Origin of the sequence: Kribbella sp. NBC_01510 (assembly GCF_045040325.1) — a bacterium.
Lineage (GTDB): Bacteria > Actinomycetota > Actinomycetes > Propionibacteriales > Kribbellaceae > Kribbella.
This window is the reverse complement of record NZ_CP109418.1, coordinates 6347474-6364021: the sequence shown is the minus strand read 5'-3', so window position 1 is coordinate 6364021 and position 16548 is coordinate 6347474. Positions and strand designations below refer to the sequence as shown.

The following is a 16548-nucleotide window of genomic DNA, read 5'->3' as shown; positions in this document are numbered from 1 at the left end:
ATCTGGACCGGACAGCGCAACGTCGTCCGATATGGGTAGCGTTCGTGCTGCCATGACTGGACAGGGTGAGGACGAGAAGCTGGCCGCCGAGCGGCCGACCGTGCTGGTGACGTTGACCGGCACCGACCGGCCGGGGCTGACCTCCGCCGTACTGTCGACGATCGCCACCCGTGGGCTCGAGGTGATCGACGCCGAGCAGGTGGTCCTCCGGGGCCGGCTGGTGCTCGGGGTCCTGCTGTCCGCACCGCGCGACTACAAGGCCCTGAAGGAAGAGCTCAAGGCGCTGGCGAGCGTCCTGGACGTCGAGATCTCGGTGAAGAAGGGTCTCGGCGACAACGAGCCACGGCGCAAGGGCCGCAGCCAGGTGACGGTGATCGGGCGTCCGCTGTCCGCCGCCGGCCTCGCCGCGATCGCCGGCCGGATCGCCGACACCGGAGCGAACATCGACCGGATCAGCCGGATGGCGCGCTACCCCGTGACCGCGATGGAGTTCGCCGTCTCCGGTGCCGATCCGGAAGCGCTCCGGACCGTCCTCGCCCTGGAGGGTGTCCGGCAGGGCCTCGACGTCGCCGTCCAGGACGGCGGCCTGTACCGCCGGGCCAAGCGGCTGATCGTGATGGACGTCGACTCGACGCTGATCCAGGGCGAGGTCATCGAGATGCTCGCCGGGCACGCAGGCCGGCAGGACGAGGTGGCCGCGGTCACCGAACAGGCGATGCGCGGCGAGCTCGACTTCGCCGAGTCGCTCCGGCATCGGGTCGCCCGGCTGGAAGGTCTGCCGGTGTCGGCGCTGGACGAGGTGTACGACGCGATCGAGCTGGCACCCGGGGCCCGGACGCTGGTGCGGACGCTGAAGCGGCTCGGGTACCAGTTCGCGATCGTCAGCGGCGGGTTCAGCCAGATCACCGACAAGCTGGCCGCCGAGCTCGGCATCGACTACGCCAAGGCGAACGAGCTGGAGATCGCCGACGGCAAGCTCACCGGTCGCGTCGTCGGCGAGATCGTCGACCGGGCCGGCAAGGCGAGGGCGCTCCGCCAGTTCGCCGAACGCTCCGGTACGCCGCTGACCCAGACGGTCGCGATCGGCGACGGGGCCAACGACCTCGACATGCTCGCCGTCGCCGGCCTCGGCGTCGCTTTCAACGCCAAACCCGTCGTCCGCGCGGCCGCCGACACCCACCTGAGCGTCCCCTACCTGGACACGATCCTCTACCTGCTCGGCATCAGCCGCGAGGAAGTCGACGCCGCGGACGCCGACAACCCGGCCTGATTGCAACAACGCGCAAAAACGCCGCGCATCCCGGCCGCGGTGCGGGAAGATCGAGGCATGGTGCCACCTGGATTCTCCAGTCGTCCCGCAACTGTCGACGACGCGGACGCGATCTACCAGCTCGTCGCGGCAGCCGAGATCGAGTGGCACGGGCGGGCCGAGGCGGTGCCGGATCAGGTCGTAGCGGACCTTCGGCGGCCGGAGCTGCGACTCGAGCAGGACACCCTCCTCGTCCACGCACCTGATGGTGAACTGGCCGGCTGGGCCTGGGTGCATCTGGGCAAACGCGCCCAGATCGAGGTGCATCCGTCGTACCACGGGCTCGGGATCGGGACGGCGCTGCTCGACTGGGCCGAGCAGCAGTCGCGGGAGACCGGCAGCGAGTGGCTGGCGCAGGCGGTCGACGACCAGGACAAGGCCGGCACCGTCCTGCTGCGATCGCGGGGGTACGACGTACTCGCCACCAACTGGTTGCTCGAGCGTCCGCTGGACACAACGGTGCTGCGAGACCTGCCCGAAGGGCTGACGCTCACGCCGTACAACGAGACGCAGGCCCGCGCTGTCCACGAGCTCATCGAGGACGCGTTCTCCGGCATCCGGTCGCGGCGGAAGTCGTACGACGAGTGGGCCCGGCTGACCGTTGAGCGGTCGAGCTTCCGGCCCAATGCCTCGACCCTCGCGTACGCCGGTGACGAGCTCGTCGGTGTCGTGATCGCCCTCGACCTGCCGGACACGAACGAGGGGTACGTCGAGCAGCTCGCCGTCCGCGCAGATCACCGGAACAAGGGGATCGCCCGGGCGATGCTCGACGACACCTGTGCCGAGTTCCACCGGCTCGGCCGCCGGACCTGCATCCTCTGGACCCACTCGGGCACCGGAGCCCTCGGCATGTACGAACACCTCGGCATGCGCGTCCGCCGCAGTACGACGGTCTACCGCACCACCATCTGATCCGGCTTCTGATCCGTTCCGCGACGAGCTGGTGACACTTCGAAGTGAGAGCGCGCTCTCATAGCCTCATCGATCCCTCAACTGGTTCATCTTCGCCCACCGACCCCCACGGCTGACCGGATTGCGGCCTCAGCCGGGGGGAGCACCTATTCTTCGGCTATGTCTGATGTGCAGGGTGGGCCTGGGGCTCTGTTCGCTATTGGTGGCGCCGAGGACAAGCTGAAGAAGCGGATGGTGCTGCAGGAGTTCGTCGAGGCGGCGGGTGGGGCGAAGGCGCGGATCGTGGTGGTGCCGACAGCGTCCGCGCTCGGGCCGGACGTGATCGACGTGTATCGCGCCCTGTTCGCCGCCCTCGGGGCCGCGAGTGTGGTCGGCGTACGTCCGGAGAATCGGGAGGACGCCGACGACCCGGCGTTCCTCGAGCCGCTGGACGACGCCACCGGGATCTTCATGACCGGCGGCAACCAGCTCAAGCTCGCCGGAGTCGTCACCGGTACGGCGTTCGGCCGCGCGGTCACCGCCGCCCACCAGCGCGGTGCCGCGGTCGGCGGTACGTCGGCCGGCGCGAGCATCCTGGCCGAGCACATGATCGCGTTCGGCCGGTCCGGGGCCACCCCGCGGCAGCGGATGAGTCAGCTGGCCGGCGGCCTCGGCCTGGTCCAGGGCGCGATCGTCGACCAGCACTTCGCCCAGCGGAACCGGTACGGCCGGCTGCTGTCGCTGGTCGCCCAGTCCCCCGGCCTGCTCGGCATCGGCGTGGACGAGGACACCGCGGCCGTCGTCCGCGGCTCGCACCTCGAGGTCGTCGGCCGTGGCGCGGTGACGATCTTCGACGGGAGCCGGATCACGTCCAACGCCCACTACGCCAAGCGATCCGAGCCGATCCTGGCGTCCGGCGTCGTACTGCACGTCCTGCCCGCGACCGCGACGTTCGACCTGCAGGACCGGGTCCTGTTGTCGTACGGCCCGCAGCCGCCGGCCGCGGAGATCGCCGAGCTCGAGGCAGCCGAGGCGGACCTGCGCAAGTTGGCCAAGGAGATCGCCGCCGAGGGAGTGTCACCCAGCTACTACGAGGAGCACAAGCGGCGAGCAGGGCGTCGTACGGCGAAGACCACCAGACCGGCCGCCGCCGGGGAATCCAGACCGGAGGCGACCGAGCCGATCACGGCCGGCGCCGAACTCAGCCACCCCGACACCCCGCAACCAGACAGTGAGCTGCATTGATGGCCGTACCAGCTGAGACCACCGGCGCCCCCGCCCCCGACCTGAAGATCATCGAGACCCGTGTCTACCGCGGGCCGAACGTTTGGAGCTACGAGCCGGCTATCCATCTTGTGGTCGACCTGGGATCGCTGGAGAGCTTCCCGTCGAACACCATCCCGGGCTTCACCGAGAAGCTCCTCGAGTACCTGCCCCGGCTCGACCAGCACCACTGCTCGCGCGGCCGTCGCGGCGGTTTCATCGAGCGGCTGCACGAAGGCACCTGGCTCGGCCACATCGCCGAGCACGTCGCGCTGCAACTCCAGCAGGAGGCCGGCCACGACATGCGCCGCGGCAAGACCCGCCAGGTCAAGGGCGTGCCCGGCCGCTACAACGTCGTCTATTCGTACGCCGACGAGGGTGTCGGACTGGCCGCCGGTGAGCTGGCGATCCGGTTCGTGAACTACCTGGTTCAACCGACCCCGGACTTCGACTTCACCACCGAGCTGGAGAAGTTCATCAAGCAGGCCGAGCGGAGCGCGTTCGGCCCCTCGACCCAGGCGATCGTGGACGAGGCGGTCTCCCGCGACATCCCGTGGATCCGGCTGAACAAGGCCAGCCTGGTCCAGCTCGGCCAGGGCGTGCACGCGAAGCGGATCCGGGCCACGATGACGTCCGAGACCGGATCGATCGCGGTCGACGTCGCCAGCGACAAGGACCTGACCACCCGCCTGCTGGCGTCGGCCGGCCTGCCCGTGCCGCGGTCGGAATCGGTACGCACGGTCGACGAAGCAGTCATCGTCGCGGGCAAGATCGGCTACCCCGTGGTGTGCAAGCCGCTCGACGGCAACCACGGCCGTGGCGTCTGCCTGAACCTGCAGAATGCGGACGAGCTCCGGGAGGCATTCCCGATCGCGGCAGAGCAGTCCCGGCGCGGCTCGGTGATCGTGGAGAACTTCGTCACCGGCAAGGACTACCGCTGCCTGATCATCAACGGCCGGATGGAGGCAATCGCCGAACGCGTGCCCGCACACGTGGTCGGCGACGGGGTCCACACCGTGGCCGAGCTGGTCGACATCACCAACGCCGACCCGCGGCGCGGTGTCGGCCACGAGAAGATCCTGACCCGGATCACGGTGAACGCGGCCGCCCGGGAGCTGGTCCGCAGCCAGGGCTTCGAGCTGGACGACGTACCGCCCGAAGACGTGATGGTGAAGCTGACGCTGACCGGCAACATGTCCACCGGCGGCATCTCGATCGACCGGACCTGGGAGGCGCATCCGGAGAACATCGAGATCGCCGAGGAGGCGGCCCGGATGATCGGGCTCGACATCGCCGGCATCGACTTCATCTGCCCGGACATCACCCAGCCGGTGCGCGAGACCGGCGGCGCGATCTGCGAGGTGAACGCGGCACCGGGCTTCCGGATGCACACGAACCCGACGATCGGCGAACCGCAGTACATCGCCAAGCCCGTCGTCGACATGCTGTTCCCGGCGGGCGCGACCAGCCGGATCCCGATCGTCGCGGTGACCGGGACGAACGGGAAGACCACCACCGCGCGAATGATCAGCCATGTCTTCAAGGGCATCGGCCGCAAGGTCGGGATGACGTCGACCGACGGCATCGTGATCGACGAGCGGCTGGTGATCCGGCAGGACGCGTCCGGGCCGAAGTCCGCCCGGATGGTGCTGCAGAACCCGCGGGTCGACTTCGCCGTCTTCGAGGTCGCGCGGGGCGGGATCCTGCGCGAAGGGCTCGGGTACGAGCGCAACGACGTGGCGGTCGTCCTCAACATCCAGCCGGATCACCTCGGCATGCGCGGGATCGACACCCTCGAGCAACTCGCCGACGTGAAGGCGGTGCTCGTCGAGGCGGTGCCGCGGACCGGATACGCCGTACTGAACGCGGACGACCCGTTGGTGCGCAAGATGCGGCGGCGGTGCTCCGGCCAGGTGGTGTGGTTCAGCATGGCCGAGCCGGGCAGCGAGGTGCGCGAGTACATCGAGGGGCACTGCCGGCGGGGTGGCCGCGCGGTTGTCCTGGAGCGCTCGGATCTCGGCGACATGATCGTGGTCAAGCACGGCCGGCGGTCGATGCAGCTGGCGTGGACACACTTGCTCCCGGCAACATTCGGTGGCCGGGCGATGATGAACGTGCAGAACGCGATGGCGGCCGCGGCCGCGGCGTTCGCGGCCGGCGCGCCGTTGCACGACATCCGGCAGGGCCTGCGGACGTTCAGTACGTCGTACTATCTGTCACCCGGGCGGTTGAACGAGATCGACGTCGACGGGCGGACCGTGATCGTCGACTACTGCCACAACGCGCCGGCGATGCGGATGCTCGGCGACTTCGTCGACCGGCTGGGCGAGAGTCTGAGCGCGTCGTCCGAGCTCGGCCGGCCGTCGCGGATCGGGGTGATCGCGACCGCGGGTGACCGCCGCGACGACGACATCCGCGAACTGGGTGAGGTCGCCGCCGGGCACTTCGACGTCGTCATCATCCGTGAGGACGCTCGATTGCGCGGCCGCAAGCGCGGCGAGGCCGCTGCGCTGATCGAGGCCGGCGTCCGGTCCGCGATGGAGAAAGGCGCCCGCTGCCGTCAGGTCGAGACCGTCCTGGACGAACTCACCGCGGTCCGGCATGCGCTCAGCCGCTCCAATCCCGGCGACCTCGTCATCCTGTGCGTCGACCAGCATCAGACCGTGCTGACCGAACTCGAGTCCGTCTCCCACCTCGCCCAGGCCGGCGCCCGGTCCGGCGACGAAGGCGGCGACCCCGACTACCTACAGCCCGGTGACGCGCACGACGTACCAGTGGAGTGACCGGATGGGCCGGCTAGATGACCGGGTCTCGTCTCGGGAGGAGCCGGCGTCTGGGCTCCTCCTGGTCGATCCAGTCGAGGTCGTCCGAGAGTACGGCGTCGTTGGACTTGTGGGCGTACGCATCCGGCGGGGGTGGCGGCGGCGGGAGCGCGCGGAGTTTGAGGGCGACCATCGGGATCGCGAGCAGGACGGCGACGACCAGCCAGGGCCAGTACCCGCGGAGCAGTGGCTCGAAGGACTGGAAGAACGCCTCGGTGGCGGCGTCGCCGACCGCGTCCATCGGCTTGCCGCTCGAGTTGCTGATCACCTGGACCGCGTCCACGACTCCGAATGACGCCAGGTAGAGCGCCGTCAGCGGCAACCAGAAGGATGCCGATCGCCACCCGCGCCGCCAGCAGGCCGCGTACAGGAGCACAGCGAGACCGGCCGCGATGAGCAGGCCGTTCAGCTGCCAGACCCAGCGCCACTCGGTCAACTGCTCGGCGGGACGCATCGCGTACCAGGCGACCGGAAGCGCGAGCGCGAACGCCGCGACCACCGAGCTTCTGGAGCCCAGGGCACCGAAGAACGCACCGACGGCGCTTGCCACCAGCAACGTGATCACCAGCGACCGGTCCGACCAGCTGTTCCCGGTCAGCCACCACATGCCCCCGGCAACGATCAGGACCACCGGCACGGCGGCGCGCACCCGCGCGATCAGGAGCCCGGCCAGGACGCCGCCGGCGAATCCGCCCAGCACCAGCAGATCGATCCGCGGCGGCACGAACAGCGTCGTACCGCCCGGCAATCCCTTCAGGTACGTCGCGGAGAACCCGGCCACGAACCAGGCGATCACCGCGGACGGAATCGACCACAGGTAACGCATGACACCCCGTTCCCCGCCCCAACCGCGGCGGACGGGGCTAGTGCTGGGCTCTCTCGACCTTGCTCTTCAAGATCTCCGGTGTGTCGACGGTAGCTCCCTGAGACCGCAACCACGCGTCAAGACTCGCCCGATCCTGCAGAGACATCACCGCGACCACATCCCCGGGCTTCGCTTCCGCGACCAAAGCCTGCGCCGCTTCGAGCTCGGTCGGGTACGCCGGTACGTCGTCCACCCCGACCGACGCGGCGCCCTCGCGGAACACCGTCTCGAGCTCGGTCGGCGGCCGGCCCCGCAGGTACTCGGTCTTGTGGCCGATCATCACCCGGTCCGCTCCGCGTGCGCCGATGGCACCCAGTGCCGCGACCATGTCGTCGGCCCGGTCCCCCGGCGAACCGAGGGCCAGCAGCAACCGTCCGCTCTCCGGCCGGACGCCGTTCATGATCTCGAGCAGTGCCTCCAGCCCGGCCTCGTTGTGGGCGAGGTCGATCACGACGGTGAAGTCGCGCAGCGAGTACATGTTCATCCGGCCCGGGTTGTTCTCGTTCGGCGCGAACGTGCTCAGCCCCTCGATCACCGCCGCCCGCGGCAGGCCGAGCCCGAGCGCCGCCGAGGCCGCGGCCAGCGCGTTCTCGACGTTGTAGTGCGACAGCCCGGACAGCGTCATCGGTACGTCGACGACCTTCAGCAACGGCTCGGGGTCGCTGGCCTGGTCGAGCACCGTGATGAATCCGTCCAGGACGGTCGTCGCCCGGCCGCCCTCGTCCAGCACGGTCCGGATCGACGGCGAGTCGGCATCGCGCGAGAACACCCAGCACTTGGCCGGCGAACCGAGCCGCATCGCGAACGTCCGCGGGTCGTCGCCGTTCACCACGCACCAGCCGCGCGGCCGGGTGATGTGGGTGATGACCGCCTTCACCTCGGCCAACTGGTCGACCGTGTCGATGCCGCCGAGGCCGAGGTGGTCCGCGGTGACGTTCGTGACGACCGAGACGTCGTTCGAGATCACGCCGACGCCGCGGCGCAAAATACCGCCACGGGCCGTCTCGGTGACCGCGAGCTGGATCCCCGGCTGGGACAGCACCTGACCGGCGCCACTCGGTCCGGAGTAGTCGCCGTACTTGACCAGCTCGCCGTCGAAGTAGACGCCGTCGGTGCTGGACCAGCCGACGTGCAGGCCGGCCGCGCGGCCGATGTGCGCGATCATCCGCGACGTCGTGGTCTTGCCGTTCGTCCCGGTCACCGCGACCACGGGCACCTTCGGGCGCAGGGTCGGCGGCGGGTTGCCGGGTGGTTCGTTCCGGACCCGCTCGCCGACGGTCGTGATCAGGTCGGTCAGGTCGTCGGCGCCGAACGCGTCCAGCACCTCGACGATCGCCGTCCCGAGCGCCCGCGCACGGTTCTCGTGGGCCCACGGGAACGCCACGACCAGGCGCCGTACGTCGGACTCCGGGCGGACCCGGACGCCGATCCGGCCGATCCCGGCTTCGCGGGCGATCCGCCGTACGACGTGACCGGCGACGCGGATCGCGAACCGCTGCCGGAACCCGGACCCGATCCGGCCGGGCCGGGTGGTGCCGAGACCGATCGCCTGTCCGTAGGCCTTCGCAGCCGGGGCCGGGGCGTCGACGAGGGCCGACACGTCGAGCGTGAGCTTGACGGCCGCACGGCTGAAGTAGAGGTTGGCACCGTCCAGGACCCGGAGCTCAACCAGCGATGTGGCCAACTCCTACGCTCCCATCGCGTGGTAGCCGCCGTCGACGTGCACGATCTCGCCGGTGGTCGCGGGGAAGAAGTCGCTCAGCAACGCGACGATGGTCCGGCCGGTGGGCTCCAGGTCGGTCGGGTCCCAGCCCAGCGGGGCGCGGTCCAGCCACGGTTCCTCGAACTTCTCGAAGCCCGGGATCGCCTTCGCGGCCAGGGTCTTCAGCGGACCGGCCGAGACCAGGTTGCAGCGGATGCCCAGGGCGCCGAGGTCGCGGGCCAGGTACCGGCTCGTCGACTCGAGCGCGGCCTTGGCCACGCCCATCCAGTCGTACCCGGGCCAGGCGACAGTGGCGTCGAAGGTCAGCCCGACGACGCTGCCGCCCCGGCTCATCAGCGGCGCACAGGTGATCGCCAGCGACTTGAGCGAGTACGCCGACACGTGCACGGCCTGGGCCACGTCGTCCCACGGGCCGTCGAGGAACTTGCCGCCGAGGATGGTCTCCGGGTTGCCGTAGGCGATCGAGTGCACGACCCCGTCGAGGCCGTCGACGTGCTCGCGGACGGCATCCGGCAGCGCGGCCAGATGGTCCGGATTCGTGACGTCGAGCTCGAGCACCGGAGGCTCGACCGGGAGGCGTTTGGCGATCCGTTTGGTGATGCTCAGCGCGCGGCCGAAGTTGGAGATGAGCACGGTGGCGCCTTGCTCCTGCGCCACTTTGGCGGTCGCGAAGCCGATCGAGGAGTCGAGCGTGACGCCCGCGACCAGGATGCGCTTGCCGTCGAGGATGCCCACCGGCGTCCCTTTCTAGAAATGGTGTGTTGTCAGTTGCCCATGCCGATGCCGCCGTCGACCGGGATCACCGCGCCGGTGATGTATCCGGCCTCCTCGGACGACAGCCAGCGGACCGCCTGCGCGATCTCCTCGGTCCGGCCGAACCGGCCGAGCGGGATCTGGCTCAGGTACTGCTTCTGGGTCTCCTCCGGCAGGACCGCGGTCATGTCGGTCTCGACGAAGCCGGGAGCGACCACGTTCGCGGTGATGCCGCGGCTGCCGAGCTCGCGGGCGATCGAGCGGGCCATCCCGATCAGACCGGACTTGCTGGCGGCGTAGTTCACCTGGCCGGGCGAGCCGAGCATGCCGACCACCGAGGAGATGAAGACGATCCGGCCCTTGCGCAGCCGCAGCATCCCTTTCGCCGCCCGGCGGGCGACCCGGAACGAGCCGGTGAGGTTGGTCTGTACGACGGCGTCCCAGTCGTCGTCCGACATCCGCAGCAGCAGCGTGTCGCGGGTGATGCCGGCGTTGGCCACCAGCACCTCGACCGGGCCTTGCTGCTCCTGGATCGCGTCGAACGCCGCGTCCACCTGCTCCTGGTCCGTGATGTCGCACTTGACCCCGAAGAAACCCTCCGGCGGCGGGCTGCTGTTGTACGTCACGGCGACCTGGTCACCGGCCTCGCGGAACGCGGTCGCGATCGCCAGCCCGATCCCCCGGTTGCCACCGGTCACCAACACAGACCTGCTCACAAGCCCTCCTCACTCGGCACCAGTGGAGGAACGCTATCGCCCGCCGCCCGCGCGTCCGGACGGCGGGTGCCCTCGCTCGTGCGCCGAGCGAAGCGGGGCGTGCTTTTCAGGAGTCCTCGAGCCGGAACCCGACCTTCATGGTCACCTGGTAGTGATCGATCTGGTTGTCCTCGATGTGGCCGCGGATCTCGGTGACCTCGAACCAGTCGAGGTGCCGCAGGGTATCGCCGGCCCGGCTGATTCCGTTGGTGATCGCCTGGTTCAGGCCTTCCTTGGACGTGCCCACGATCTCGGTCACGCGGTAGGTGCGGTCGGTCATGAGACGTACCTCTCCATCCTGGCCGCGCCGGGGCGAGCGACGCGGCGTACCGTTGTCCTTGTTGAGGAGGATAGATGTCGAGACGCCGTGAGCGGACCGGCGAGACCGTCATCTCCGTGACGAGTGCGCAGCCGGGCCGGTCCAAGGATCTGGACAGCCGGATCGCGCGCTACGCATGGATGATGTCGATCCGGATCGTCTGCTTCGTGCTCGCCGTGGTCACCCCGTCGCCGTGGCGCTGGATGTTCATCGTCGCGGCCGTGTTCCTGCCCTACATCGCGGTCGTGCTGGCGAACACCCAACGGACCACCACGGTGTCCGACGCGCTGCCGTTCGTGGCGCCCGCGCGACCCGCGATCGACTCGCATCCGGCGGCCGTCACACCACCGGATCCGGCTCCCGATCCGGAGCCCGCGATCGACACCGAAAAGTGATCTGTGCCGGGACTGGAAACTTTGGCGGGATCCGTGTCAGAATCTCCCGCGTGCTCTGAAGTTCACGGATGAAATTCAGGGACTTGATGCGGCGTCGGACGGCTCCCCCCGTGGCTGTCCGACGTCGCTTCATTTCGTCCAGGCTATTGATAATTGAGTGGTCAGGAACAATTGCCCGCACAGGAATGGGTGTCGCCGATGACTGACGAGGCACCCCCATCGGTCTGCTCCGCCAGGGGATGCGGGCAGCCGGCCACCTGGGCGCTGCTGTGGAACAACCCGAAGATCCACACGCCCGACCGGCGCAAGACCTGGCTGGCCTGCGACGAACACAAGGACAGCTTGTCCGACTTCCTGGCCCGCCGGTCATTCCTGCGCGAGGTCGAGCCTTTCTCCGGCTAAAGACCCACACCCGAAAAAGCACATTTCCGGATTGGGCCGGTATGGCGGTCAGCCGCCGATCGCGGACATCGGCCGGGTGGGTTGCAGGAAGCTCGGGTCGTTGATGCCGTGGCCGGGGAGTTTGTCGCGCATCGCGCGCCGCCAGCGATCGGCCAGTTCGGCGTCGTCCGCACCCGCCCGCAGCGCCGTCCGCAGGTCCGACTCGGTCCGGGCGAACAGGCAGTCGCGCACCTGACCGTCGGCGGTCAGGCGGACCCGGTCGCAGTCACCACAGAACGGCCGCGTCACCGACGCGATGATGCCGACGGTCTGCGGCCCGCCACGCACCAGGAACGACTCCGCCGGCGCACTCCCCCGGGCCGACGGGTCGGTCGGCGTCAGACCGAACCGGTCGTCGAGCAGTTCGTGGATCTCGTCCGCGGTGACCATGGTCGCACGGTCCCAGCCGTGCTGAGCGTCCAGTGGCATCTGCTCGATGAAGCGCAGTTCGTAGCCGCGTTCCAAGCAGTACTCGAGCAACTCGGGCGCCTCTTGGTCGTTCACGCCGCGCATCAGGACGGCGTTCACCTTCACGGGTGTCAGCCCGGCTGCGTGTGCCGCCTCGAGTCCGGCCAGCACGTCCTTGAGGCGGTCCCGCCGGGCGAGCTCGACGAAGGTGTCCGCCCGAATCGTGTCGAGGCTCACATTCACCCGGTCCAGACCGGCGTCCTTGAGGGCTTGGGCCTGCCGGGCGAGGCCGATCCCGTTCGTCGTCAGCGACACCTCGGGCCGTGGCGTCAGCTCCGTCGTACGCGCGACGATGCCGACCAGGCCGCGGCGGAGCAGGGGCTCACCACCGGTGAAGCGGATCTCGCGCACGCCGAGGCGGGTCACCGCGATCGCGACCAGGCGGACGATCTCGTCGTCGGTGAGCAGGTCGGGCTTGGCGAGCCAGTCCAGGCCTTCCTCGGGCATGCAGTAGCTACAGCGCAGATTGCAACGGTCCGTGAGCGACACGCGCAGGTCGGTGGCGAGCCGGCCGAACCGGTCCGCCAGACCCACCTGGGTCACCTCTTCCGTGGCCGTCATGCCTTCAGCCTACGTGCCGGGCGCGAGTTGTTTCAGGTGATGGCTTAAGTTCGAGATGTGGGTCGCTTGATGAATGTCCGCTGGATCGCCGCCGCGCTGGCGGTCCTCGTGCTCGCCGCGGTGTGCGTCCAGCTCGGCCGCTGGCAGTTGCACCGGCTCGACGAGCGCAAGGCCCGCAACGACGTCACCCGGGCCAATCTGAAGGCTCCGCCGGCGCCGCTCGACCAGGTCGTCGGCCGGCAGGGCGTGATCGGCGACCAGCACGCGTGGCGGACGGTCGTCGTCACCGGCACGTTCGACGCATCGAAGCAGATCGTGATGCGGTACCGCAATGTCAGCGACCGGCCCGGGTTCGAGATCGTCACCCCGCTGATGCTCACCGACGGCAAGGGGGTCCTGGTCGATCGAGGCTTCCTGGCCCGCCAGGGCGCCGAGCTCGCTCCGCTGCAGATTCCCGCCGTACCGACCGGCGAGGTGACCATCACCGGCCGGCTGCAGCGCAGCGAGCGCGGCGGCAACACCAACGGCGGGACGCCGGACGACGGTACGGCGCGACTGATCAACGGACCGGACTTCGCCAAGGCCCTCGGCCTGAACCTGTACGACGGCTACATCACCGTGGACAAGCAGGAACCGGCCAACGACCCGGCGTTCGGCGCGTTCCCGGGACCGGAGATCGACGACGGGCCACACTTCTTCTACGCGCTGCAGTGGTTCTTCTTCGCGCTGCTGGCGCTCGGTGGACTGGTCTACTTCTCCAGACAGGAAGTACGCGGTGAACGATCAGCGGGTGAGAGCGCGGCGGCCGCATCGCCGGAATCGTCCCGACCCGAAGCACGTACCGGAGCGGCGGATTGAGGACTACGCGCTGATCGGTGACCTGCAGACCGCCGCACTGGTGTCGAAGCAGGGCTCGATCGACTGGCTGTGTTTCCCGCGGTTCGACTCCGAGGCCTGTTTCGCGGCGCTGCTCGGCACCGACGAGAACGGCCACTGGCGGGTCGCCCCCCGCGACGCCGACGCGGTCAGCAGCCGGCACTACCGCGACGACACGCTGATCCTCGAGACCGAGTGGTCCACCGCGACCGGGTCGGTCCGGGTGATCGACTTCATGCCACCACGCGACGCCGCGCCCGACGTCGTACGGATCGTCGAAGGCATCAGCGGGACCGTGGAGATGCGGTCCGAACTGCGGCTGCGGTTCGACTACGGTGAAGTGGTGCCGTGGGTGCGGAACCTCAACGGCCAGGTGGTCGCAATCGCCGGTCCGGACGCGGTGTCGTTGCGGTCCGACATCCATCAGTACGGGCGCGACTTCGCGACGTACGCGGATTTCCGGGTCTCGGCCGGGGACCGGGCCTGGTTCGTGCTCACCTGGCATCCGTCGCACCACCCGGTGCCCGAGCCGACCGACGCCCTCGCGGCGCTCGAGCCGACCGCGACGTACTGGACCGAGTGGATCGCTCGCAGCAAGGGCGCGAACGAGTTCGGCGAGGAGGTCACCCGCTCGATCCTCACGCTCAAGGCGCTCACCTACGGCCCGTCCGGCGGGATCGTGGCGGCGCCGACCACCTCGCTACCCGAGGCGCTGGGTGGGCAGCGCAACTGGGACTACCGGTTCTGCTGGTTGCGCGACGCAACGATGACGCTGGCGGCGATGCTGCGGTCCGGTTACAGCGAGGAAGCCCACGCCTGGCGGGACTGGCTGCTCCGGGCGATCGCCGGATCGCCGGCCGACCTGCAGATCATGTACGGCGTGACCGGGGAACGGCGGCTGCGGGAGTTCGAGGCGGACTGGCTGCCCGGGTTCGCCGCGTCGGCGCCCGTACGGATCGGGAACGCGGCCGCGGACCAGTTGCAGATCGACGTGTACGGCGAGGTGATGGACGTCCTCGCACTGGCCCGCGAGACGCAGATCGGGGCGAGCGACGAAGCGTGGGCCGTCCAACGCGGGCTGATGCGGCACCTCTCCGAGATCTGGAACCAGCCGGACGAGGGCATCTGGGAGGTCCGCGGCGGCCGGCAGCACTTCACCCACTCGAAGGTGATGGCCTGGGTCGCGTTCGACCGGGCCGCGCGGGCGGTCGAGCGGTTCGGGCTGGGCGGACCGGCCAAGCAGTGGCGGGCGATGGCGGAGGAGATCCACCGGGACGTGTGTGAGAAGGCGTTCGACCCGGACCGGAACACCTTTACCCAGGCCTACGGCAGCAAGGCGCTGGATGCCGCCGTACTGCTGATCCCGCAGGTCGGCTTCCTGCCGCCCAGCGATCCGCGGGTGGCCGGGACGGTCGACGCGGTGCAGCGGGAGCTGGCCGCCGACGGGTTCGTCCGGCGGTATCTGACCGAGCACACCGACGACGGGCTGCCCGACGACGAGGGCGTGTTCCTGATCTGCTCGTTCTGGCTGGCCGACGCGCTGGCGATGGTCGGCCGGGTCGGCGAGGCCCGCGACCTGTACGACCGTCTCGTTGCCCTGCGCAACGATGTGGGGCTGCTCGCGGAGGAGTACGACCCGGCCACCGGCCGGATGCTCGGGAACTTCCCGCAGGCCTTCTCGCATCTGGGGCTGGTCAACACCGCCTGGCATCTGACCACCGCCGAGTCGCCGCTGCGCCGGTCGGCGTACTAGGCACCGGTTCTTGCCGGAGGCCACGAACCGTCGAGGTGCGCGACGGGGGGTGGTGAGGCAGGATGGTGACGTGGACCTCGGACTGCGCGACCGCACCTACATCGTCACCGGAGCCAGCGCCGGACTCGGCTTCGCCACCGCGAAAGCCCTCGCCGGCGAAGGCGCCCGGCTGGTGATCTCCAGCCGCAACGAGGAGTCGATCGCCCGCGCCGCGGCCGAGCTCGGCGAGAACGTCGTTGGCATCCCCGTCGACAACGCCGATCCGGAGAGCGCCGAGCGGCTGGCCGCGACCGCGATCGCCAAGTGGGGCGCGTTGCACGGCGCCCTGATCAGTGTCGGCGGCCCCCGGCCGGGCACGGCCCTGGACACCGACGAGGAGGACTGGCGGGCGGCGTTCGACAGCGTTTTCCTCGGCGGCCTGCGGATCGCCCGCTCGGTCGCCCGCGCGGGTTCGGAGGGTACGTCGATCGCCTTCGTGCTGTCGTCGTCGGTGAAGTCCCCGATCAGCGGCCTGGCCATCTCGAACGGTCTGCGCCCCGGTCTCGCGATGGTGGCCAAGACCCTCGCCGACGAGCTGGGCCCGAACGGGACCCGCGTGAACGGCCTGATGCCCGGCCGGATTGCGACCGACCGGCTGAAGGAGCTCGACGCCAAGGGTGGCGACCCGGAGGCGGCCCGGCGCGCCTCCGAGAAGACCATCCCCTTGCGTCGCTACGGCGACCCCGACGAGTTCGGCCGCGTCGCCGCCTTCATCCTCTCCCCCGCCGCCTCCTACATCACCGGAACCATCCTCCCCATCGACGGCGGAGCCCTCCGAGCCCTGTAGGGCTCAGCCCCACTGGCCGGGGACGTAGTCACCGGCCGGCTGCTGGGTGATGACGTTGAGGCGGTTCCAGGTGTTCATGCTCGCGATGGTGGCGATGAGGGCCGCAAGCTGCTCCTCGTTGTAATGCTTGGCCGCATTGGCCCACACCTCGTCGCTGACTCCCGGTGCGGCGTCGGCGAGCCGGGTGCCCTCCTCCGCCAGCGCGAGTGCGGCGCGCTCGGCCTCGGTGAAGACCGTCGCCTCCCGCCAGGCCACGACCAGGTTGAGGCGCACCGAGGTCTCCCCGCGCTCGATCGCGTCCTTGGTGTGCATGTCGATGCAGACCGCGCAGCCGTTGATCTGGCTGATGCGCAACGCCATCAACTCGAGCGTGTCGATCGGCACACCGGCCGACCTCGCAACCAGGCTTCCCGCGTTGACATGCTTGATGAACTTCATCGCGACCGAGTTGGTGAACAGATCCAAACGGGCGTCCATAGTGGTGTCTTCTCCTTAGGGGATGAGTTGTTGACACCACTCCGACGAGAC

At 69.5% G+C, this 16548-nt stretch carries 16 protein-coding genes; 9 read left to right on the top strand and 7 right to left on the bottom strand.

Features of this window, described 5'->3' with window-relative positions:
* Positions 1 to 52: 52 nt before the first annotated feature.
* The 4 genes from serB (at position 53) to cphA (ending at position 6246) form a co-directional block, all read left to right on the top strand.
* The gene (serB, locus tag OG558_RS31500) at positions 53 to 1270 is read left to right on the top strand and encodes a phosphoserine phosphatase SerB (protein WP_405066219.1); all 1218 of its coding nucleotides are present in this window, start codon (positions 53 to 55) and stop codon (positions 1268 to 1270) included.
* A gap of 57 nt (positions 1271 to 1327) precedes the next feature.
* Positions 1328 to 2221, top strand: coding sequence for a GNAT family N-acetyltransferase (locus tag OG558_RS31495; RefSeq protein ID WP_405066218.1), 894 nt, complete (start codon positions 1328 to 1330; stop codon positions 2219 to 2221).
* A gap of 159 nt (positions 2222 to 2380) precedes the next feature.
* Entirely contained in the window at positions 2381 to 3445 is a 1065-nt protein-coding gene (locus OG558_RS31490; RefSeq protein ID WP_405066217.1) for a cyanophycinase, read from the top strand.
* The gene (gene cphA, locus OG558_RS31485) at positions 3445 to 6246 is read left to right on the top strand and encodes a cyanophycin synthetase (RefSeq protein WP_405066216.1); all 2802 of its coding nucleotides are present in this window, start codon (positions 3445 to 3447) and stop codon (positions 6244 to 6246) included. Before OG558_RS31490 ends, cphA begins: the two co-directional genes overlap by 1 nt.
* A gap of 13 nt (positions 6247 to 6259) precedes the next feature.
* On the opposite strand, the gene OG558_RS31480 is transcribed toward cphA, so the two are convergent.
* The 5 genes from OG558_RS31480 to OG558_RS31460 form a co-directional block, all read right to left on the bottom strand.
* Positions 6260 to 7111 carry a hypothetical protein gene (locus OG558_RS31480; RefSeq protein WP_405066215.1) on the bottom strand — a complete coding sequence of 284 codons (852 nt, stop codon included), beginning with the start codon at positions 7109 to 7111 and terminating at the stop codon, positions 6260 to 6262.
* Positions 7112 to 7148: 37 nt separating this feature from the next.
* Positions 7149 to 8834 (bottom strand): Mur ligase family protein, encoded by a 1686-nt coding sequence (locus OG558_RS31475; protein WP_405066214.1) that lies wholly within the window; start codon positions 8832 to 8834, stop codon positions 7149 to 7151.
* Positions 8835 to 8837: 3 nt separating this feature from the next.
* Complete coding sequence (gene fabI, locus OG558_RS31470; RefSeq protein WP_329478334.1) at positions 8838 to 9608, bottom strand: enoyl-ACP reductase FabI; 771 nt, start codon at positions 9606 to 9608, stop codon at positions 8838 to 8840.
* Between the two features lie 29 nt (positions 9609 to 9637).
* On the bottom strand, positions 9638 to 10342 hold the full coding sequence (gene fabG, locus OG558_RS31465) for a 3-oxoacyl-[acyl-carrier-protein] reductase (RefSeq protein WP_328521371.1): 705 nt from the start codon (positions 10340 to 10342) through the stop codon (positions 9638 to 9640).
* A gap of 106 nt (positions 10343 to 10448) precedes the next feature.
* Entirely contained in the window at positions 10449 to 10661 is a 213-nt protein-coding gene (locus OG558_RS31460) for a dodecin (protein WP_405066213.1), read from the bottom strand.
* Positions 10662 to 10735: 74 nt separating this feature from the next.
* On the opposite strand from OG558_RS31460, the gene OG558_RS31455 reads away from it, so the two are divergent.
* Positions 10736 to 11095 carry a DUF3099 domain-containing protein gene (locus OG558_RS31455; RefSeq protein WP_329478336.1) on the top strand — a complete coding sequence of 120 codons (360 nt, stop codon included), beginning with the start codon at positions 10736 to 10738 and terminating at the stop codon, positions 11093 to 11095.
* A 198-nt stretch (positions 11096 to 11293) separates the two neighbouring features.
* Positions 11294 to 11497, top strand: a complete 204-nt coding sequence (locus OG558_RS31450) for a hypothetical protein (RefSeq protein WP_329478339.1) — start codon at positions 11294 to 11296, stop codon at positions 11495 to 11497.
* Between the two features lie 48 nt (positions 11498 to 11545).
* On the opposite strand, the gene moaA is transcribed toward OG558_RS31450, so the two are convergent.
* A complete protein-coding gene (gene moaA, locus OG558_RS31445) occupies positions 11546 to 12565 on the bottom strand; it encodes a GTP 3',8-cyclase MoaA (protein WP_405066212.1) in 1020 nt (339 codons plus the stop codon).
* A 69-nt stretch (positions 12566 to 12634) separates the two neighbouring features.
* On the opposite strand from moaA, the gene OG558_RS31440 reads away from it, so the two are divergent.
* The 3 genes from OG558_RS31440 (at position 12635) to OG558_RS31430 (ending at position 16020) form a co-directional block, all read left to right on the top strand.
* A complete protein-coding gene (locus OG558_RS31440; RefSeq protein WP_405066211.1) occupies positions 12635 to 13423 on the top strand; it encodes an SURF1 family protein in 789 nt (262 codons plus the stop codon).
* Positions 13356 to 15194: a glycoside hydrolase family 15 protein gene (locus tag OG558_RS31435; RefSeq protein ID WP_405066210.1), complete on the top strand. Its 1839-nt coding sequence runs from the start codon at positions 13356 to 13358 to the stop codon at positions 15192 to 15194. The genes OG558_RS31440 and OG558_RS31435 overlap by 68 nt, the downstream gene beginning before the upstream one ends.
* A gap of 70 nt (positions 15195 to 15264) precedes the next feature.
* Positions 15265 to 16020 carry an SDR family oxidoreductase gene (locus tag OG558_RS31430; RefSeq protein WP_405066209.1) on the top strand — a complete coding sequence of 252 codons (756 nt, stop codon included), beginning with the start codon at positions 15265 to 15267 and terminating at the stop codon, positions 16018 to 16020.
* Between the two features lie 3 nt (positions 16021 to 16023).
* Here the strand turns inward: OG558_RS31430 and OG558_RS31425 are convergent, their stop codons facing one another.
* On the bottom strand, positions 16024 to 16497 hold the full coding sequence (locus OG558_RS31425) for a carboxymuconolactone decarboxylase family protein (RefSeq protein ID WP_405066208.1): 474 nt from the start codon (positions 16495 to 16497) through the stop codon (positions 16024 to 16026).
* Positions 16498 to 16548: the final 51 nt, after the last annotated feature.